The organism is Planosporangium mesophilum, from assembly GCF_016863255.1.
GTDB classification, from domain to species: domain Bacteria; phylum Actinomycetota; class Actinomycetes; order Mycobacteriales; family Micromonosporaceae; genus Planosporangium; species Planosporangium mesophilum.
This window is the reverse complement of record NZ_BOON01000002.1, coordinates 135,005-154,443: the sequence shown is the minus strand read 5'-3', so window position 1 is coordinate 154,443 and position 19,439 is coordinate 135,005. Positions and strand designations below refer to the sequence as shown.

Annotated in this window: 19 protein-coding genes; 15 read left to right on the top strand and 4 right to left on the bottom strand. The window is 72.9% G+C overall.

Annotation, left to right across the window (positions count from 1 at the left end):
- Positions 1–22: 22 nt before the first annotated feature.
- A complete protein-coding gene (locus tag Pme01_RS30730; RefSeq protein ID WP_239087955.1) occupies positions 23–658 on the bottom strand; it encodes a hypothetical protein in 636 nt (211 codons plus the stop codon).
- Positions 659–1,271: 613 nt separating this feature from the next.
- Here Pme01_RS30730 and rsmD point away from each other — a divergent pair.
- The 9 genes from rsmD to mutM all read left to right on the top strand — a co-directional run bounded on the left by rsmD (position 1,272) and on the right by mutM (position 7,941).
- On the top strand, positions 1,272–1,832 hold the full coding sequence (gene rsmD / locus Pme01_RS01450) for a 16S rRNA (guanine(966)-N(2))-methyltransferase RsmD (protein WP_168113041.1): 561 nt from the start codon (positions 1,272–1,274) through the stop codon (positions 1,830–1,832).
- A complete protein-coding gene (coaD, locus tag Pme01_RS01445) occupies positions 1,829–2,314 on the top strand; it encodes a pantetheine-phosphate adenylyltransferase (protein ID WP_168113042.1) in 486 nt (161 codons plus the stop codon). Before rsmD ends, coaD begins: the two co-directional genes overlap by 4 nt.
- Positions 2,315–2,621: 307 nt before the next feature.
- Entirely contained in the window at positions 2,622–3,116 is a 495-nt protein-coding gene (locus Pme01_RS01440; RefSeq protein WP_168113043.1) for a hypothetical protein, read from the top strand.
- A 95-nt stretch (positions 3,117–3,211) separates the two neighbouring features.
- Positions 3,212–3,784: a YceD family protein gene (locus Pme01_RS01435; protein ID WP_203935375.1), complete on the top strand. Its 573-nt coding sequence runs from the start codon at positions 3,212–3,214 to the stop codon at positions 3,782–3,784.
- 5 nt (positions 3,785–3,789) lie between these two features.
- Positions 3,790–3,963, top strand: a complete 174-nt coding sequence (rpmF, locus tag Pme01_RS01430) for a 50S ribosomal protein L32 (RefSeq protein WP_168113045.1) — start codon at positions 3,790–3,792, stop codon at positions 3,961–3,963.
- 65 nt (positions 3,964–4,028) lie between these two features.
- On the top strand, positions 4,029–5,030 hold the full coding sequence (locus tag Pme01_RS01425) for a phosphate acyltransferase (RefSeq protein ID WP_239087954.1): 1,002 nt from the start codon (positions 4,029–4,031) through the stop codon (positions 5,028–5,030).
- Positions 5,027–5,899, top strand: coding sequence for a ribonuclease III (gene rnc, locus Pme01_RS01420; protein ID WP_168113046.1), 873 nt, complete (start codon positions 5,027–5,029; stop codon positions 5,897–5,899). The genes Pme01_RS01425 and rnc overlap by 4 nt, the downstream gene beginning before the upstream one ends.
- A gap of 3 nt (positions 5,900–5,902) precedes the next feature.
- Positions 5,903–7,078 carry a mannosyltransferase family protein gene (locus Pme01_RS01415; protein WP_203935374.1) on the top strand — a complete coding sequence of 392 codons (1,176 nt, stop codon included), beginning with the start codon at positions 5,903–5,905 and terminating at the stop codon, positions 7,076–7,078.
- Positions 7,079–7,086: 8 nt separating this feature from the next.
- A complete protein-coding gene (gene mutM, locus Pme01_RS01410) occupies positions 7,087–7,941 on the top strand; it encodes a bifunctional DNA-formamidopyrimidine glycosylase/DNA-(apurinic or apyrimidinic site) lyase (RefSeq protein WP_168113047.1) in 855 nt (284 codons plus the stop codon).
- Here the strand turns inward: mutM and Pme01_RS01405 are convergent.
- The gene (locus tag Pme01_RS01405; RefSeq protein ID WP_168113048.1) at positions 7,938–8,606 is read right to left on the bottom strand and encodes a spherulation-specific family 4 protein; all 669 of its coding nucleotides are present in this window, start codon (positions 8,604–8,606) and stop codon (positions 7,938–7,940) included. The two genes, mutM and Pme01_RS01405, sit on opposite strands and share 4 nt — an antisense overlap.
- A gap of 28 nt (positions 8,607–8,634) precedes the next feature.
- Complete coding sequence (locus tag Pme01_RS01400; RefSeq protein ID WP_168113049.1) at positions 8,635–9,435, bottom strand: CAP domain-containing protein; 801 nt, start codon at positions 9,433–9,435, stop codon at positions 8,635–8,637.
- 380 nt (positions 9,436–9,815) lie between these two features.
- On the opposite strand from Pme01_RS01400, the gene Pme01_RS01395 reads away from it, so the two are divergent.
- The 6 genes from Pme01_RS01395 to Pme01_RS01370 all read left to right on the top strand — a co-directional run bounded on the left by Pme01_RS01395 (position 9,816) and on the right by Pme01_RS01370 (position 17,701).
- Positions 9,816–10,007 (top strand): hypothetical protein, encoded by a 192-nt coding sequence (locus tag Pme01_RS01395; protein WP_168113050.1) that lies wholly within the window; start codon positions 9,816–9,818, stop codon positions 10,005–10,007.
- Positions 10,008–10,229: 222 nt separating this feature from the next.
- On the top strand, positions 10,230–13,805 hold the full coding sequence (gene smc, locus Pme01_RS01390) for a chromosome segregation protein SMC (protein WP_168113051.1): 3,576 nt from the start codon (positions 10,230–10,232) through the stop codon (positions 13,803–13,805).
- Entirely contained in the window at positions 13,802–14,443 is a 642-nt protein-coding gene (locus tag Pme01_RS01385) for an HAD family hydrolase (protein WP_239087953.1), read from the top strand. The genes smc and Pme01_RS01385 overlap by 4 nt, the downstream gene beginning before the upstream one ends.
- A gap of 58 nt (positions 14,444–14,501) precedes the next feature.
- Positions 14,502–15,038, top strand: coding sequence for a SigE family RNA polymerase sigma factor (locus Pme01_RS01380; RefSeq protein WP_168113052.1), 537 nt, complete (start codon positions 14,502–14,504; stop codon positions 15,036–15,038).
- Entirely contained in the window at positions 15,035–16,444 is a 1,410-nt protein-coding gene (locus Pme01_RS01375; RefSeq protein WP_168113053.1) for a hypothetical protein, read from the top strand. The genes Pme01_RS01380 and Pme01_RS01375 overlap by 4 nt, the downstream gene beginning before the upstream one ends.
- 60 nt (positions 16,445–16,504) lie before the next feature.
- Positions 16,505–17,701: an MFS transporter gene (locus Pme01_RS01370; protein ID WP_168113054.1), complete on the top strand. Its 1,197-nt coding sequence runs from the start codon at positions 16,505–16,507 to the stop codon at positions 17,699–17,701.
- On the opposite strand, the gene Pme01_RS01365 is transcribed toward Pme01_RS01370, so the two are convergent.
- Positions 17,681–19,354 carry an alkaline phosphatase D family protein gene (locus Pme01_RS01365; RefSeq protein WP_168113055.1) on the bottom strand — a complete coding sequence of 558 codons (1,674 nt, stop codon included), beginning with the start codon at positions 19,352–19,354 and terminating at the stop codon, positions 17,681–17,683. The genes Pme01_RS01370 and Pme01_RS01365 overlap by 21 nt on opposite strands.
- Positions 19,355–19,439 lie beyond the last annotated feature (85 nt).

Genomic DNA, 19,439 nt, shown 5'->3' with positions numbered 1-19,439 from the left:
CGGCCCGCACCGCTCGATCAGATCAGGCCTCGAACGTGACGCGGCGACGGCGGGCCACCACGAACAGGCCCGCACCGGCGGCGACCAGGACCGCCGCGCCACCGGCGTACAGCCCCGCCTGCGCACCGGTCACCGGCAGCGCGGGCGCGGGGGCGGCCTTCGCCGGCGGCTGCTGGGCGGGCGGCTGCTCCTGCGCCGGGGGCTGCTGCGCCGGGGGCTGCTCCGGGGCCGGCCCACCCTGCTCCGTGGCCTTGCACTGCCCGTCCATCGTGACGCTGCCCGAGTAGCGGTCGACAATGTGGCCGTTGCCCCAGGTCGGGTGGAAGCTGAGCTCGGCCTTCGTGGTGGTCCCGGCGACGGCCTGGGTGACCGTGACGGACGCCGGCAGGCCCTTGATCTTCTTTCCGTTCAGGTCCTCGCTGAGCGGCCCGTTCGGGGTCACCTTGACGTCCGAGATCGTCAGCTCGACGCTCGGGTAGTCACTGGTGATCGTCCAGGAAATGGTGTACTCGCCGTTGTCGCCGCAGTCGGCTTCGCCGGTGACCGTTGCGGTCGTTGCGCTGGCCGGGGCGGCGAACATGACGGTGGCGGCCGCGCCGACGAAGGCGGCGCCGGCGAGGGTGGTCATCCGACGGGTCGACGGCAGGAAGCGTCGCAAGGGGTACTCCCATACTCGGGTGCGGGTGGGGTGTGCGTTGCCGGATGTGGTCGCAGAGCTTTCCGCGCCACCACACCGGCCGTGTCGTGACGCAGCTCAATGCGCTCCCCGGCGCATGGCATCGAGGGGCGTGGCCTGGCTGATGCCGAGCGGAAGCATAGGGGCCGATAAGTCAGGAAGAAAAGCCCCGTAATACGAACAATTGCGAGAGTAATTGCATGATTACGCATTGAAATGAAGCGAGCTGACGCCGTTCGATGGGGCGGCGATCCGGTGGAATTCGAAGGGTGACGATCGCTCTTGCGGTCGCTGTCCTCTGTGGCTTCCGGATTGCTACAGGTGGGGGTTCTGGCAGGTGGCTCCGCTGGAATAAGCACGTCCACTGTGGATACAGCGCAGCTCCGTTCTCTTCCGCCGCACCTGTCGTGATGATGCTGGGCGGATAAGACCGAATTGAAACCATTAGTCGATAATGCGGCGGCGAACCGTGAATCACCCGTGCGGTGGAATCGGTCCGGCGTCATTTCACGGTGCCCTTGGACCGGCCGGCGGCGCCGACGGGTACCGTCACCGGCATGTACATCCGGCAGCTCAGTGCGGCGGGTGCGGATCGGTGAGCCGGATCGTCGCAGGCGTTCTTGGCGGTCGGCGCCTGGCGACCCCGCCGGGGCGCGGCACCCGACCCACCTCCGACCGGGTACGCGAGGCGCTGTTCAGCGCGCTGGAGACCATGGTCGACCTCGACGGCGCCCGGGTGGCCGACCTGTATGCCGGTTCGGGTGCGGTCGGCCTGGAGGCGGCGTCCCGCGGGGCCGCGCACGTACTGCTCGTCGAGGCCGACCCGCGGGCCGCCCGGGTGACGCGGGAGAACGTCGCGAATCTCGGGATGCGTGAGGTGGCCCGAGTCGCGGCGGCAAAGGTGGAGCAGGTGCTCGCCAGCCCGCCGCCGGAGCCCTACGACGTGGTCTTCGCCGACCCGCCGTACGCGATGCCGGAGACGGCGATCAATGCCATGCTGACCGGACTGGTGAAGAACGGATGGTTGGCGGAGGGGGCCGTGGTGGTGGTGGAGCGGTCGAGTCGGGACGCTCCACCGGTGTGGGTGGAGGGCATCACTGGGGAGCGCAGTCGGCGGTACGGCGAAACCACGCTTTGGTACGGTCGCGGATCATGAGACGTGTGGTCTGCCCGGGCTCCTTCGATCCGGTCACCAACGGTCACCTCGACATCATCGGCCGCGCGGCGCGGCTGTACGACGAGGTCGTCGTCGCGGTGCTGGTCAACTCGTCGAAAGCGGGTCTGTTCACGATCGACGAGCGGCTCGACATGCTGCGCGAGGTGACCAAGCAGTACCCGAACGTGCGGGTCGAGGCGTTCCAGGGGCTGCTGGTCGACTTCTGCAAGGCCAACGACATCGACGCGGTGGTCAAGGGCATCCGGGCCGCCAGCGACTTCGACTACGAACTGCAGATGGCCCAGATGAACGTGGGGCTGGCGGGGGTGGAGACGCTGTTCATGGCGACCAACCCCTTGTACTCCTTCGTCTCTTCGAGTCTCATCAAGGACGTGGCGAAGTGGGGCGGGGACGTGACGCAGCACGTACCCGAACTCGTCGCCACCCGGCTGCACGAACGGCTGGCGGGAAGGTCGCAGTAGCGCGGCCACGAGCCTGAGGGTCGCGGTGGAGAACCGGCCCGACCGACCTGGACGAGCACCCGGATAGGGATATTTTGTCCGAACTGCCCCGATCGGTCGGTGAGGACGGCAAACTCTGCGCAGGTCGGGTCGTCTTCAAGGCTCGCGCGACGGGGCCGGGCTGGTCGGGTGGGCCCGGCCGGCTGGTCGGCCGGTTCGCACGATCCGGACGGCGGGCCGCCCACCGTACGCGGGTGGCACGCGGACGGCATCATGGTGTGCGACCGCATCGGCCTCGGTGACCGATCGCTGACAGGAGTGACCTCAGGTGGATCCGCTCGATCGCATCGACGAGATGATTGCGCTGGTCGAAGGCGCGCGCTCGGTTCCGATGTCGCGCAACTGCATCGTGGACCGTGGCGAGATGATCGCCTCCCTCGAGCAGCTGCGCGTGGAGTTGCCGGCGGAGCTGCGGCGGGCCGGCGCGCTGCTGGAGGAGCGCGACAAGATCATTGATGCCGGCCAGCGGGAGGCGGAGCGGATCATCTCGGAGGGGGAGGCCGAGCACGCGCGGCTGGTCTCCATCAACGAGATCGTCGTCTCCGCCGAGCACGAGGCGGCCCGGATCATCGCCGAGGCGCGTACCGAGGCCCAGCGGCTGCGCGACGAGGTGGACGACTACGTCGACACCGCGCTGGCCAACTTCGAGCAGCTCCTCACCCGCTCGCTGGCCTCCATCGAGCGGGGGCGGGACAAGATGCACGCGCTGCGGGAGATCGGCTCGTTCCAGGTTGAAGAGGACGAGCGGCCGCTGCCCTTCTGACCACCCGTCCTCCGGAGCCGCAGCTACCCGGTTCGACGCTCACCCCGCCGTTCGGGTAACCTTGCCCGACGGCCTCTCCTTGGCCGGAGCCTACGATGCAGCATCAGACACAGACCCATCCCGACCCCCGGTCTCCGCTCGTCCTCGAAACGAGGGACCTGCCGCGACGCCCGGGGGCAATGCGTATGGTCGAACGGACGGTGCCCGCGCCCGACGGCCTCGGTCTGGAGATGATCGGGGTGCCAGCCCGCTCCGACCTCACCCTCAGCCTCCGGCTGGAGTCCGTTTCCGAAGGCGTTCTCGTCTCCGGCACGGTCACCGGCGAGCTGAGGGGGGAGTGCGGACGGTGCCTGGGCCCGATCGTCGACACGTTGGACGTCGAGATCCAGGAGCTGTACGCGTACGCGAACAGCACCACGGACGAGACGACCGACGAGGACGAGGTGGGCCGGATGCAGGGCGATCTGATCGACCTGGAGCCGGCTCTGCGGGACGCGGTGGTGCTCATACTGCCGAACAACCCGCTGTGCCGCGAGGACTGCCCAGGGCTGTGCCCCGAGTGTGGGGCGCACTGGGACGAACTGCCGGATGACCACAGTCATCGGCAGGTCGACCTGCGCTGGGCGGCCCTTGAAGACATGCATACGACGCATAAGACCGAGGAGTAACACCCGTGGCCGTCCCCAAGCGGAAGATGTCGCGCAGCAACACCCGCTCTCGCCGGGCGCAGTGGAAGGCGACCGCGGTGGCGACCGTGGCGTGCCCGCAGTGCCGTTCCCCGAAGCTGCCGCACGCGGCCTGCACCGTGTGCGGGACGTACAACGGCCGCCAGGTCATCGAGGTCTGACCGACGGCATCGGGTTGACACGATCCGAGCGGCAGCTGCACCTTCAGCCGGCTCAGGGTGGACCGGTGGCCCCGGATTCGGGGCCCCGGCAACCGGCACCCGTGACCGGTGTCGCGCGGATCGCCGTCGACCTCCTCGGCGGGGACAACGCACCCGCCGTCGTGGTTGACGGCGCTCTGCGCGCCTGTGGCGCCGATCCCGAGCTCCACCTTCTCCTCGTCGGCCCGCACCGGGTAGCCGACGAGGTCATCGCCGCGCTCCCCGCCGCCGACCGCCGCCGGGTCACCGTCCGCGACGTCGCCGGCGTTGTGGGCATGGCCGACCCGCCCCTGCGTGCGGTCCGCACCGACACCTCGGTACGGGCGGCCGTCGGCGAACTCGCCGAGGGGCGGGCCGACGCCGTCGTCTCGGCCGGGCACAGCGGCGCGTCGGTCACCGCCGCGGTCCACGCCCTCGGGCGACTGCGCGGCGTCCGCCGACCGGCCCTGGCCGTGACCCTGCCCGGACTGGCCGGGCCGGTCGTGCTGCTCGACGTCGGCGCCTCCACCGAGGCCAAGGCCGACGTGCTGGTCCAGCACGCGGCGCTCGGTGCCGCGTACGCCCGGCTCCTGCACGGCCTGCCCGCCCCGCGCGTCGGGCTGCTGTCCAACGGCACGGAGCCCGGCAAGGGTGACCGGGCGCGCCGGGCGGCGCAGACGAGCCTCCTCGCCGGCGGCGTACTGCCCGGCGATGCCACGTATGTCGGCACCGTGGAGGGGTACGACGTGCCGCTGGGGGGTCCCGCCGACGTGATCGTGACCGACGGGTTCACGGGCAACGTGCTACTCAAGGCCGTCGAGGGGGCGTACGCCCTGGCGGGCGGTGCCGAACAGCCGACCGTTCCCCGGGCCGCCGCGCTGCTGGGCGTTCCCGGTACGGTCGTGGTCTGCCATGGCAAGGCCACCGGCGCGGACGTCGCATCCGGCATCGCACTGGCCGCTCGTCTGCACCGGGCCGGCACGGTCAGCAGTATCGCGGAGACCATCCTGGTGGCCACAGCGGCCGACGCGGACGAGGTGACGACATGAGCAGCAGTGAGCGGATGAAGGGACGCCCTCCGGTCACCCATCTGGAGGCGGCGTTCGGCGTGGAGCTCGACGCCGCGCTGCTGCGCCGGTCGCTGACCCACCGGTCGTACGCGTACGAGAACGGCGGCCTGCCCACCAACGAGCGGCTCGAGTTCCTGGGCGACTCCGTGCTCGGCGTGGTGATCACGACGGCGCTCTTCCACAACCACCCCGACCTGCCCGAAGGTCAGCTGGCGAAGCTGCGTGCCAGCGTGGTCAACATGCGGGCGCTCGCCGACGTGGCGCGCGGCCTCGGCCCGGCCGGGCTCGGCCCGTACCTGCTGCTCGGCAAGGGCGAGGAGGCGACCGGCGGCCGCAACAAGGCGAGCATCCTGGCCGACACCCTCGAGGCGCTGCTCGGCGCGATCTACCTCCAGCACGGTCTGGGGACCGCGACCGAGGTGATCCACCGGCTGTTCGACCCGCTGATGGCGGACGCCGCCGGCCGGGGCGCCGCCCTGGACTGGAAGACCAGCCTCCAGGAGTTGACCGCGGGGCTGGGCCTGGGCGTGCCGGAGTACCGCATCGACGAGGCGGGGCCCGACCACGCCAAGACCTTCACGGCGTGGGCCGTGGTGGCCGGCGAGCGGTACGGCGGCTCCGAGGGGCGCAGCAAGAAGGAGGCCGAGCAGCGGGCCGCCGAGGCGGCGTGGCGTGAGCTGTCGGCCCGCGCCGAGCGCGAGACCGCCGCCGCGGCCGCGCAGGACACCGCCGCGCCCGGCAGCGCGGCCCAGGCCGGGCGCGCCGCCGAGGAGGCCCAGCGCGAGGTGCCCGGGGATGCCGGGCCCGCCGAGAAGCGGCCGGACGCCGATACCGACCCGGCCGCGTGAGCCATGGCCGTCGACCAGACCCGTACGGCCACCACGACGGGTACCGGGACCGGCTCGGCCGCCGGCTGGCGACGCCTGCGGTGGCTGCTGATCCCGCTGGCGGTCTACGCCGGTACCCGGATCGTCCAGGTGGCGTTGATCGCCTGGATGCTGCCTCCGGGTGACCGCGGCGTCGTGGCGCGGCTGCTGTCGTGGGACGCCGGCTGGTTCGTCCGGGTGGCGCGCAACGGGTACCCGCACGGCTCCCTCGCCGCGCTCCGGGACAGCGAGGACGGCGGCAGCATCGCGTTCTTCCCCGGGTATCCACTGCTGGTACGGGGCGTGCACCACGCGACCGGGCTGGGCTTCGAGGCCGCCGCGCTGACCGTCTCCTGGATCGCCGGGGCGGCGGCCGCGGTGCTCCTGTTCGCCCTGGGCCGGCGCCTGTACGACAGCCGCGCCGCGGCCGCGTGGACGCTGCTGTTCTGCGCCCAGCCGATGTCGGTCGTGCTCTCGATGGGGTACTCCGAGAGCCTCTTCGTCGCGCTCGTCGCCGGCGCGCTGCTCGCCGCCCACCGGCGATCCTGGCCGGCCGCCGGCCTGCTCGGCCTGGCCGCCGCGCTGACCCGGCCGACCGGTGCGGCGCTCGCGGTCGCGTTGGCCGTCGCCGCCCTGACCGAGGTGCGCGCCGGCCGGGCCGGCCGGTGGCGGGCCGTCGTCGCGGTGGCGCCGGCGCTGCTCGGTGTGCCCGCGTACCTGTGGTGGGTCGGCCGGCGGGCGGGCAGTTGGCACGCCTGGTTCGAGATCCAGACGGCCGGCTGGGGTACGACCTTCGACTTCGGGCGGGGCGCGCTGGCGTTCGTCCTGGACTCGCTGCGGACCGGTGACGGCTGGGTCCAGGTCAGCATCGCCCTGATCCTGATCGCGTCGGTGGTCGCCGCCGTGGTGGCGGTCGCCCGCCGGGTCTGGACGCCCCTGCTGGTGTACGGGCTGACCGCGCTCGTGCTGGCCGTCGGCCAGAGCGGTTACTACCATTCCAAGCCACGGCTGCTCGTACCCGTGCTGGTGATCCTCGTCCCGGCGGCGCTGGCGCTGGCGCGGGCCCGGACGCGCACGACGCTGCTGGTCGGGGCCTGCTACGCGCTGTTCGGCCTGTGGTACGGCGCCTACCTGATCACCGTCTGGCGCTTCGCCGTCTAGGAGGGACCGTGCCCGAACTACCCGAGGTCGAGACCGTGCGACGGGGTCTGGACCAGTGGGTCACCGGCCGCCGGATCAAGAGTGCGGAGGTACTGCACCCGCGTGCGGTGCGCCGCCACGTACCCGGCCCGGTCGACTTCGCCGCCGCGCTCGCCGACCGTACGGTCACCGGGGTCCGCCGCCGGGGCAAGTACCTCTGGCTGCCGCTGGACGACGACGCGGCGGTCGTCGGCCACCTCGGCATGTCGGGTCAGATGCTGCTCCAGCCGGTCGGTACGCCCGACGAAGTACACCTGCGGATCCGGTTCCGCTTCGACGACGATGGCCCCGAGCTGCGCTTCGTGGATCAGCGTACGTTCGGCGGCCTGTCGATCTCGCCCGGCGGCGCGGTGCTGCCGCCCGAGATCACCCACATCGCGCTCGACCCGGTGGACCCTTCCTTTGTGGAGGGCGAGTTCGTGGAGGCGTTGCGCCGCAAGCGCACCGGGGTGAAGCGGGCGCTGCTGGACCAGACGCTGGTCTCCGGGATCGGCAACATCTACGCCGACGAGTCGCTGTGGCGCTCGCGGCTGCACTGGGCGCGGCCGACCGAGACGCTCACCCGACCGCTGGCGCGCACCCTCCTGGGACACGTACGCGACGTGCTGAACGAGGCGATCGGGCAGGGCGGCACCAGCTTCGACGCGCTGTACGTCAACGTCAACGGCGAGAGCGGGTACTTCGACCGGGCGCTCGCGGTGTACGGCCGGGGCGGCGAGCCCTGCCCCCGGTGCGGCACCCCGGTGCGGCGGGAGGCGTTCATGAACCGCTCGTCGTACTCCTGCCCTCGCTGCCAGCCCCGGCCGCGCCGGGCGCACCCCTAGACGGGTACCGGGGTCGCCGCGGTCAGCCAGGCCGGCAGGCCCGCGTACTCCCGGGGCGGCGCGAGGTCGGTGACCATGCCGAACCCGGCGTGGCGGACGGCCTGCAGCAGCCAGGCGTCGTCCGATTCGGCCGGCGGCACGGAGTGGATCAGGTGGCCGTCGCCGGGTTCGCAGCCCGCGCCGTCCCAGCGCAGGTAGCGCCGCCAGTCGCCGTCGAAGACGCAGATCGTCGCCCCGAGGTCGCGGTAGATCGGGTCCGGGACCAGCCCCGGGTTGAGCACCGTCCGGCCGAACCCGGCGCGCCGGGCCGAGCTGACCGCGACGGCGGCCGGGCCGATCGCGTACGGGGTGCTGGGCGCCCGGTCGAGGAACACGCCCTGTACCGGGTAGCCCGCCCAGCGGTCCACGTCGGCGAGCACCCGGGCGACGGGCCGGGTGGCGAAGCGGAGGTCGACGTAGCCGAGCAGCGTGACCCCGGCGGCGGCGAGCCGGTCGGTCGCGGCCGTGTAGGACGGGTCACGGCCGTTGCCCGGCCCGTCCGCGACGTTGACGACGACGGTCAGCCCGTCGGCCCGGGTGGAACCGTACTCGGTGACGGCGTCCCACAGCTGCGGCGCGATGAGCGGATGGACGTCCAGTCGCAGCAGCGTCGTCACGAGAGGCACAACGACTCCCGACCGGAGCGGGTGTCGCCTACTGCCCGAAATCCTGGGTCCAGTACGGCGTGCCGTCGACGGACACGACGACCCCGACGCCGACCGACCGCGCGTCGCAGTCGAGGATGTTCCGCCGCTGTTCCCGGCTGTCCAGCCAGCGCGCCACGACGTCCCGCGCCGATTCGGGCCCGCGGGCGAGGTTCTCCGACAGGGGATCGTCGTGGCCGGCGGCCCGCATCCGGTCGGCGGCCGAGCTGCCGTCGCTGCCGGTGGAGCTGAGGAAGCCACCGGCGGCCATGTCGGCGCTGTGCTGACGTGCGGCCTCGCGCAGCCGGCGGTCGTTGCGGACCGGGTCGCACTTGGCCTTACGCCGTACGCCGTTGACCAGGGCGACGACGGCGTCCTCCACCTGGGCGTTGCCCGCCGCCTGCCTGGGGGTGGGCGCAGCCGACCGGGTCGGCGAGGGAGTTGCGCTGGGTGACTCCGTCGGTACCGGAATCTCGGGGTCGGACTGCGGCGCGAGGGTCGCGGCCGGCGGCTGGTCGAGCAGGCCGGGCAGGTTGGGGGTGGCCGTGGACTTGCTGGCGAACACCGGCCGCAGTAGCACCGCCATCAGACCGATCGAGATCACGATCGCGCCGACCATGCCGGCGATCCCGAGCGGGCTCAACCGGCGCTTGGCCTCCTCACCAGCCGGGTCGGGACCGCCGCCGGAGGGCGGGGAGCCGTACCGGGGGTCGCCGTACGGCTGTGATCCGTAGGCCCCGCCGCCGTACGGATCCTGGTACGGGCTCCTGGGCAGCGGTGCGGTGTGGGCCCAGGGGTCCGATGCGTTCATGTCAACCGTGTCGTCCGGCTCGTGGCCGCCCAACCGAGACAAGCGTCGCCTCCTACCCGAGGTGTTCAACGCGGCCGACCGTACGCGCGCGGGGAGTCGAGTGACAAACAGATGTCGAGGCGGACACGGGTGAGAGCCCGGTCACCCATAGACGCATCGGGATGTGCTGCTTCAGTATTTCCGCTACGATGGCACCCGTCGCTCGGCATCTCGGTGTGGCACGTTTGCGCTGGCCGTGGCTGAGCTTGACTCTGTCGCCTTGGCGACGGACTATAGAAGTGTCGCCAGTCGCGCCCATTCCTGCCTTTGTGCAGTGGCCGCGAAACCACTGGGCGCGCGCTTTGGCCGGCCGAACCGGCTGCGCATTACAAGGAGACGATATGGCGAAGGCCCTCTTCGGCCACGTTGGCAGCGCGCCTGACCGGCGTCTGCTCGACGAGGTCACCCAACTGCGTGCCAAGGTACGGGCACTCGAGTTCGAGGTCGCCAGGCTGCGGGCAGAGAACGACCGGCTCGCCGCCGCGGCGTCCGAGGCCGACCTGCTGCGCCTGCCCGAACCGGCGCTGGCCTGACGTTCGACGGACTGGCCCGCCGGTGCGGTTGAGGCGGGCCGTGCCGAAAGTCCGACGACCGGCACATTGAGAGACAAAGCGCGCCGACCCACCCCTCGTGGTGATCGGCGCGCAGCCGTGTCCAGGGCAGGTTTCACCCGTCTCAGCTGTGCCGCTGGACGTGCGGTCGCCATCGGCACGGTACCCTCGCGGTAACTGCCCGTTCGCCACACTCGGAGATTCGTGCACCTCAAGACCCTGACGGTGAAGGGGTTCAAGTCCTTCGCCTCCGCGACGAGCATGAGACTCGAGCCGGGTATCACCTGTGTGGTCGGGCCCAACGGCTCGGGTAAGTCGAACGTCGTCGACGCCATCGCCTGGGTCCTGGGCGAGCAGGGCGCGAAGGCGCTGCGTGGCGGCAAGATGGAAGACGTGATCTTCGCCGGTACGTCCGGCCGGGCGCCGCTGGGCCGCGCCGAGGTCACGCTCACGATCGACAACACCGACGGTGCGCTGCCGATCGACTACACCGAGGTGTCGATCACCCGCCGGATGTTCCGCTCCGGCGAGAGCGAGTACGAGATCAACGGCAACCACTGCCGGCTGCTCGACATCCAGGAACTGCTGTCCGACTCCGGCATCGGCCGGGAGATGCACATCATCGTCGGCCAGGGCCGGCTCGACGGCATGCTGCACGCCAAGCCCGAGGACCGCCGCGCCTTCATCGAGGAGGCGGCCGGCGTCCTCAAGCACCGCAAGCGCAAGGAAAAGGCGGTGCGCAAGCTCGAGGCGATGCAGACCAACCTCAACCGCCTGACCGACCTCACCGCCGAGCTGCGCCGCCAGCTCAAGCCGCTGGGAAAGCAGGCCGAGGTGGCCCGGCGCGCCGCCGGCATCCAGGCCGACCTGCGCGACGCCCGGCTGCGGCTGCTCGCCGACGATCTCGCGACGCTGCGCGAGACCCTGGACAAGGAGATCGCCGACGAGACGGCGCTGCGTGAGCGGCGCGAGCAGATCGAGCGGCAGGCGGCCGAGGTCGGCGCCCGGTTGACCGCGCTGGAGGCCGCGCACGCGGCCGACGCGCCGGTGCTCGCCCGGGCGCAGGAGACCTGGTACCGGCTCTCGGCCCTGCAGGAGCGGTTCCGCTCCACCCATCAGCTCGCCGGCGAGCGGCTGCGCAACCTCTCGATGAGTACCGAGGACGAGCGGCCCGGCCGCGACCCGGACCAGCTCGCCGCCGAGTCGGAGAAGGTACGCGAGCAGGAGGCGATGCTGCGCGCGGAGCTGGAGAGCGCGCAGGACCGGCTGGCCGAGGCGGTCGAGAACCGCCAGCAGCTCGAACGCCGCCTGGCCGAGGCCGAGAAGGCTCTCGTCGCCGCTCACAAGGCCATCGCCGACCGCCGTGAGGGGCTGGCGAAGCTGTCCGGCCAGGTCGAGTCGGCCCGCAGTCGGACCACCGCCGCCAGCGACGAGATCGCCCGGCTGGCCTCGGGGGTGACCGAGGCGCAGGCCCGGGCGGAGGTCGCGCAGGAGGCGTACGACGCGCAGGCGGCGGGGGCGAGCGAGGCCGACCGCGACGATGCCGAGCTGGAGCTGCGGCACAGCGAGGCGGTCCGCATCCACGACGCCGCCGCCGCGACCGTCAAGCAGTTGAGCGACGCGGAGCGCACCGCGGAGCGCGAGGCCGCCCAGTGGAAGGCCCGCGAGGAGGCCCTGTCGATGGGCCTGCGCCGCAAGGACGGCGCCGGTGCGCTGCTGGCCCGCGCCGACCGGGTACCCGGCCTGCTGGGCAGCGTCGCCGCGCTGCTGTCGGTCGAGGCCGGGCACGAGGCGGCGCTCGCCGCGGCGCTGGGCGCGCTGGCCGACGCCGTGGCCGTCGAGAACGTCGACGGCGCCATCGCCGCGGTCGACCTGCTCAAGACCGACGACGCCGGTCGGGCCGCGCTGCTGGTCGCTTCGGCCGACACCGACCAGGACGGGCTGCGTACCGAGCGGCCGCCGCTGCCGTCGGGCGCGCACTTCGCGCTCGACCTGGTACAGGCGCCCGAGCGGCTGCGGCCGGCGCTGAAGCGGGCCCTGAACAACGTCGTCTTCGCCCCGGACGTCGCCACGGCGCAGCGGGTCGTCGGGTACGCCCCGGCGCTGCGGGCGGTGACCCCGGACGGCGACGTGTTCGGCGCCTACGCGGCGGCCGGCGGCTCGGGCAAGGCGCCCAGCTTCATCGAGGTCCAGGCGGCCGTCGAGGAGGCCCGGCAGAAGAAGGTCGACGCCGAGTCGCAGGTGGCGCAGCTCAAGGGAGAGCTGGAGACCGCCCGGGAGGCGGTGGCCGAGGCCAAGGAGCGCGTCTCGGTGGCCGCCACGGCGAAGCGGCAGGCCGAGGGAGAGCGCAACGCGGCGGCCCGCAAGCTGGCCGAGCTCGGCGCCGCCGCGAAGTCGGCGCGGGCCGAGGCCGACCGGTTGTCCGCAGGCAAGGTGAAGGCCGAGTCCGCCCGCGAAGAGGCGCTGATGAAGCTGGCCGAGCTGGAAGAGCGGCTGCGCCTGGCCGAGGACAGCCCGATCGAGGACGACCCGTCCACCGTGGAGCGCGACGAGCTGGCCGCCAGCGTGCCGCAGGCGCGCCAGCGCGAGATGGACGTGCGGCTGGCCGTGCGTACCGCCGAGGAGCGGGTCGGCGCGATCGCCGGGCGGGCCGACGCCCTGGCCCGGCAGGCCGCGGCCGAGCGCTCGGCCCGAGAGAGGGCCGCTGCCCGCCGCGCCGCCCGCGCCCGTGGGGCCGCCGTCGCCCGAGCCGTCGTCACGGCCGCCGAGCGGGCGCTGGAGCAGATCGCGCGGACGCTGGAGGAGGCGGCCGCGCACCGCGACACCGTCGCCGAGGCGAGGGCGGAGCGCGAGGAGGAGCTGGTCGGGGTCCGTGCGCAGGCCGGCGAGCTGCGTACCGAGCTGGAACGACTGACCAGCGCCGTGCACCGCGACGAGGTCGCCCGCGCCGAGCAGCGGCTGCGCATCGAGCAGTTGGAGGCGAAGGCGGCCGAGGAGTTCGGGCTCGACCCGGACACGCTTGTCGCCGAGTACGGGCCGGACGTGCTCGTACCGCCGACCCATGTCGAGGCGGCCGCCGCCGAAGCCGCGGAGAAGCCGGCGCCGGAGCCGGTGCCGTACGACCGGGCCACCCAGGAGAAGCGCGCCGCCAAGGGCGAACGCGAGCTGGCCCTGCTCGGCAAGGTCAACCCGCTCGCGCTGGAGGAGTTCGCCGCGCTCGAGGAGCGGTTCAAGTTCCTTTCCGACCAGCTCGAGGACCTGAAGAAGACCCGGCGCGACCTGCTCACCGTGGTCAAGGACGTGGACGACCGGATCCTGGAGGTCTTCGCCGACGCGTTCCGCGACACGGCCCGCGAGTTCGAGCAGGTCTTCTCGGTGCTCTTCCCTGGCGGGGAGGGCCGGCTGATCCTCACCGACCCCGAGGACATGCTCACCACCGGCGTCGAGGTCGAGGCCCGGCCGCCGGGCAAGAAGATCAAGCGGCTGTCGCTGCTGTCGGGTGGGGAGCGGTCCCTGACGGCGGTCGCGATGCTCTGCGCGATCTTCCGGGCGCGCCCCAGCCCGTTCTACATCATGGACGAGGTCGAGGCGGCCCTCGACGACGTCAACCTCGGCCGACTGATCACGCTGTTCGAGCAGCTCCGGGAGAAGAGCCAGTTGATCATTATCACCCACCAGAAGCGCACCATGGAGGTCGCTGACGCCCTGTACGGCGTGACCATGCGCAACGGTGTGACCGAGGTGATCAGCCAGCGGCTGAACCGGGACGAGGCGGCATGACGACCCAGGCGATGCGGGCGCCGCGGCAACGGGCAGACGCCCTGTTGGTCGACTTCGAGGGCGTGGTGTTCCGGTACGACCCGGCGTCCGGCGTCGAGGTCGAGAAGCGGTACGGCCTGGAGCCGGGGACCGTCCGCGACATCGGCGGGCAGTGGGGCCGGCTACGCCAGGCCCTCGCCGGGGAGGTCTCCCGCGCCGACTGGATGGACGGGATCGCGCACGCCGTCGCTGACCGCGTCGGCGGGCTGGAGCCGGCCCGCACCCTGGTGGCCGAGGTCCAGGCCCACCGCGGCGAGGTCGTACCGGAGGTGCTCGCCTTCGTCGACGAGGTACGCGTCGCCGGCCGGCGGGTCGGGCTGGCCGCCAACGCCATGGGCGACTTCGACCAGGTCATCGCCGAGTACGGGCTGGCCGACCACTTCGACGTGATCGTCAACTCGTCGGAGATCGGCGTGCACAAGCCGGCGAAGGAGTTCTTCGTCAAGGCGTGCCTCGCCATGGAGAGGCCGCCGAGCCGGTGCCTGTTCGTCGACGACGACGACCGGGACGTCCGCGCCGCCCGGGTCGCCGGGCTGTCGGCGTACCGGTACACCGGGCCGCAGGACTTCCCGTACCTGCGCGCCGCCCTCGGCCTGTAGAGATCCGTCCTCAACCAAACACCCGCACCCAGGCGTTAACAGGGGTGAGGAGGTGCGGGTGAACCAGGACGAGGACCGCTACCCGGGCTTCGGCGAGTTCGTGGCGGCGCGGACGGCCGCGCTGTCGAAGACCGCGTACCTGCTGACCGGTGACCACCAGTTGGCGGAGGACCTGCTCCAGTCGGCGCTGGCCCGGGTGCTGCGGCACTGGCGGCGGGTACGGGCGCAGGACCCGGAGGCCTACGTCCGGCGCACCATGTACCACCTGCAGATGTCCTGGTGGCGGCGGCGCCGGGTGGCCGAACGGCTGGCCGCCGAGCCGCCGGAGCGCAGCGGCGGCGACCCGTACCCCGGCGCGGTGCTGCGCATCAGCCTCGACGACGCGCTCGTCCGGCTCACCGCCCGCCAGCGCACCGTCCTCGTGCTGCGCTTCTACGAAGACCTCAGCGAGGCCCAGGTGGCCGAGGCGCTGGGCTGCAGCCTCGGCACGGTCAAGCGCCACGCGCACGACGGGCTCCGCCGCCTGCGCGCGGTCGCCCCGCACCTGGTCGACACCGTCGGTTCGCCGGATCCGGTCAAGGAGGGTCGGCTGTGAACTCGCGACTACGAGAGGCGATGCGGGAGCACGCCGAGAGCGTGCCCGCGTACCGGGTGGACACCGCCGCGCTGGCCGGCGCCGAGCGACGCCGGCGGGTACGGACGGCGGTCGCGGCCGCCGTGGTGGTGGTACTCGTGGCGGTCGTACCGCTCGCGGTGCGCGGGCTCGGGGTGCGCACCGTGCCGCCGGCCTCGGGGCCGGCCGTACCCTCGCTGCCCGACCGGGTGGCCGCACCACCGCTGGGCACGACGGGCGCGCTATCCGCGCGGCCCGGACCGGCGGCGGTCCTCTTCGGCGGTAACAGTCGGTGGCAGGCCAAGGGTGAGGTCATCGCGGTGGGAGCCAGTACCGACCGGTACGGAGTGCTCGCCTCGGGGCACTACAACTACGCGGGCGAGCAGGCGCTGCTGTCGCCGGACGGCGGCCGGGTCGCCACCCCGGACGGGGTCCACGACCTCTCCAGCGGCCGCAGCCAGGCCTGGCCGGCGCTCGGCGGGGAGTTCACCATTCCGGCCGTCTGGTCGCCGGACGGGCGGTGGGCGGCCGTGATCGCTCTGGTCGCGCCGTACGACACCCGGCCCGGCGGGGTCATGGTGCCGACACCCAGGAGCGCCGTGCTGCATCTGGTCGACCCCGCGACCGGGGAGCACCACAGGATCGCCGACCTGGATCCCGGATCCGTGGTCGACGGGTACGTGGCGGCGTTCGCCCCGGACGGCGGGCGGCTGGCGTACCAGTCGGGCACCACCGTGTCCGTCGCGGATCTCGAAGGGCGGGTGCTCAACCGGTTCGCGGCGCCGCCGCGGACCCGCCTGGCCGGCAAGGGGGCGTGGACGCCGGCCGGCGACGCGCTCGTCCTCGCCGAGCAGCGCGGGTGCTGCCCGGGGGAGGCGTACCCGTCGCGCTGGCGGCTGCGGGTGGTCGAACCGGCCACCGGCGCGGACGCGGCACGGCCGGCGCTGCCCGAGTTGACCGGTCTGGTGGCGGTCCGGCTGCTCGGCTGGTCACCCCGGGGTGAGGCGGTGGTGGCGGCGCTGTACCCGGAGCCTGGCATCAAGGTGGTGGACTTCACCACGGGGGCCGGCGCGCTGTCGGGGTCGCACGTCGGGTTGACCGCGTACGACTGGGTACGCGCGGTACGGGTCCTCGCGTGCGCGCCCGGCGCTCGGCCGCGCACCCTGCTCACCGCGCCGGACCAGGACGTGCTCTCCGTCGACGTGGCGAGCGACGTGATCGCCGGTGGGGAGACCCGGCGTGGTGACCCGCCGGGCCTGCCCGCGGTGCTCGGCCGGTTCGCGGTGCCGGCGCTTGCCGGCTGGCTGCTGCTCGGTGCGCTGGTCTGCGGCGTCGCGGCGGCGCTGTCACGCCGGCGGTACCGCCGCGCCGGCGGCTGGCGTCGGTAGCGCGTGCTGTGAGTGATCACACACCGCTCGTGATGATCGTTAACGGGTTAGGGTGGCCGCGTGCGGAAGACCCGGCTGGATCGGCTCCCGGCCGAGCTGGCGCGGGCCAGGATCGGCAGCACCGCGACGTTCGGCCTTGCCGGAGCGCTCTGTGCGGTGTGGACCGTCCGCATCCCGGCCCTCACCGACACGCTGGAGCTCAGCCCGGCCGACGTGGGCACGACCGTACTGGTGTGGGGCATCGCGGCCCTGATCGCCATGCAGGCGACCCAGCGGGCGGTCGCCCGGCTGGGTAGCCGCTGGACGCTGGCGCTGTCCGCCCCCGCGGCGGCCGCCCTGTTGGCCGGGATCGGCGTCGCGCCGACGTACTCCACGCTGCTGGTCGCGGCGGCGCTGTTCGGCGTCGCGTTCGGTGCGCTCGACATCGGCATGAACGCCCAGGTCGCGGTGCTGGAGCGGAGAACCGGCCGGCACCTGATGAACGGCGCGCACGCCGGCTGGAGCATCGGCTCGGTCGCCGGCGGCCTCCTGGGCGCGCTCAGCGCGTACCTTCAGCTGACCTTCACCCAGACGGTGGTCGGCATGGCCGTCCTCGGTGTGCCCGTGGCGCTGGCGCTGCTGCCGACCTACGTGGCAGACCGGCCGGCGCGGGGCGACGCGCCGGTGGCCCGTGTCCGGGTACCGAGAGCGGTCTACCTGATCGGCGCGGTGACCTGCGCGTCGTTCATCATCGAGGGCTCCGTGGCCGACTGGGGCGGGCTCTACCTGCGCGACGAACTGCACGCCCGGGAGGCGGTGGCCGCGCTGGCGTACCCGTGCTTCGAGGCGGCAATGATCATCGGCCGGGTGTTCGGGGACGCCGTGCGGCGGCGCGTCGGCGCCCGCGCGATGCTGACCTGCGCCGGCGTGGGCGCCGCCGCCGGCCTGGTCGTCGTGGTGGCCGCTGCGCACTGGGGGCTTGCGCTGCTCGGGTTCTTCCTGGTCGGCCTGGCGATCTGCACCGTCGTGCCGCTGACGTTCTCGATCGCGGGCGCGCTCGACAGCACGGGGGCGTCCATCGCGCAGGCCGGCGCGATGGGGTACGGCGGCCTGCTCATCGGCCCGGTGGTGATCGGCTATCTGGCCAACGCCACGTCGCTGCGCGCCGGCCTGCTCGTCCCGGTCGGGCTCGCGCTCGTCACGTCGGTCCTGGGCCGGATCGTCGGGGCGGTCGAGCCTTCGACCGAGCCGGAGGCGTCACGGTCGGCGGTCGTGTAGCCGGACCGCGCCGAGCTGGTTCAGCCGCCCCTTCGCGTCCGTCCCCTCGATCAACGCGTACCCCTCCCGCCCCCGGTGGATCAGGGTGCTGACCGCGTTGCCGAAGAACGGCCCGGTCACCAGGTCCCATCGCACGCTCGGGCCGGGGGTACCGGCGAGCTTCGCCAGCCCCCGGGCGAACCGGCCGGCGCCCCGGCTCCAGCCCACCCGCGCCGCGACCTTGATCGCGCCGGGCAGCCCGTTGTGCACCGGTGAGCAGGTCAACTGGTGGACCGGGCTGTGCACGTCGGGGCCGTACCGGACGCGCGCGGCGTACGAGTGGTGCACGTCCCCGGAGAGCACACTGATCGTGGCCGGCCCCTCGGCGGCCGACCCGAGCTGGCCCAGCAGGGTGGCGAGGGCGTCGAACGAGCGGCCGAACGCGGCCCAGTGCTCCAGGTCCAGCAGCCGGCGCAGCCGCTCGGCGGGCGCGGCCACCCACGGCCGGGGTGAGTCGCACATCCGCTCGTTCATCGCCTCCACGTGGTGCACCGCGGGCGCCAGCAGCCACGGCAGTGACGAGCCCAGGACCAGATGGTCGAAATCGTCGGCGCCGTCAGCGTGACCGCGGTCACCTCCGGTGACGGTGCCGACCACCCAGTCCCACTCGTGGTCGGACAGCATCGCCCGCTTACCCGGCTCCAGCTGGCGACCGGCGCGGTTGTCGAGCATCACGATCCGGGTACGCCCGAGGTCGAGCGCGTAGCTCCACCGGTACCCACCGCGCTCGCTGTCGGCGCGCGCTCCGAAGTCGGCGAGCACCCGGGTGGCGTCGCCTGCAGCGGTGACCTCGCGGTAGACCGGGTCGTCGGCGAGCTCCTCCGGCGAGAGGTTCCCCAGGTGCTGGTACACCCAGTACGACGAGAGCCCGGCCGCGATCCGCTCCGCCCACCACGACTGCGCCCCCTGGTCGCGCCGCCACGACTCCGAGGTGTTCCAGTCGTCGATGATCTCGTGGTCGTCGAAGATCATCAGGCTCGGCACGGTCGACAGCAGCCAGCGCACGTCCGGGTCGGCCCAGGACTCCAGGTACAGCTTGGTGTACTCGTCGAACCCGACCACCTGGGTGGCGGGCGCGTCCGGGCGGCGCCGGTGCCTGCGCCGCCGCAGCCAGCCCCGGACCGCGGGGGAGGTCTCGTCGGCGTACACCTGGTCGCCCAGCAGCAGCAGGGAGTCGGGCCACTGGGTCGCCGCGGTGCCGTTGCGGACCGCGGCGGCCAGTCGGACCGCGTACGCGTCCAGCGCGTCCGGCGGGTGCTTGTCGGTGACGTGCGGGTTGGCCTGCCGGCAGGAGCCGTAGACCAGGCGTACCGGGTCCTCGGCGCCGCGGGTGCGGATCGCCGGTGCCGGATAGCGGTAGTTCGGCGGCGGCCACACCGACTCGCCGTCGAGCAGCACCTCGTACTCGTGGACGCCGGCCGGTCGCAGCCCGTCGACCACGACGAGCGCGTAGTGCCGCCCGTACGCGGTGAAGGTCTTCGCGGCACCACCCGCGCCGGTCGCGGTACGGATCTCGACGGTGGCCGGCCGGGCAGTCTGGACCCAGATCGTCGCGCGGGATCCGGCGATCCGGCGCAGGACGGGACCGAGGACGAGCTCGGCGGAGACGGGCATGGGGGCGCTCCACGGTGAGGGGAGAATCGATAATGCCCGCCGCAGCGGTGTTCGCCAAACGACGGCCGGAACCGCTGCCCGGTGA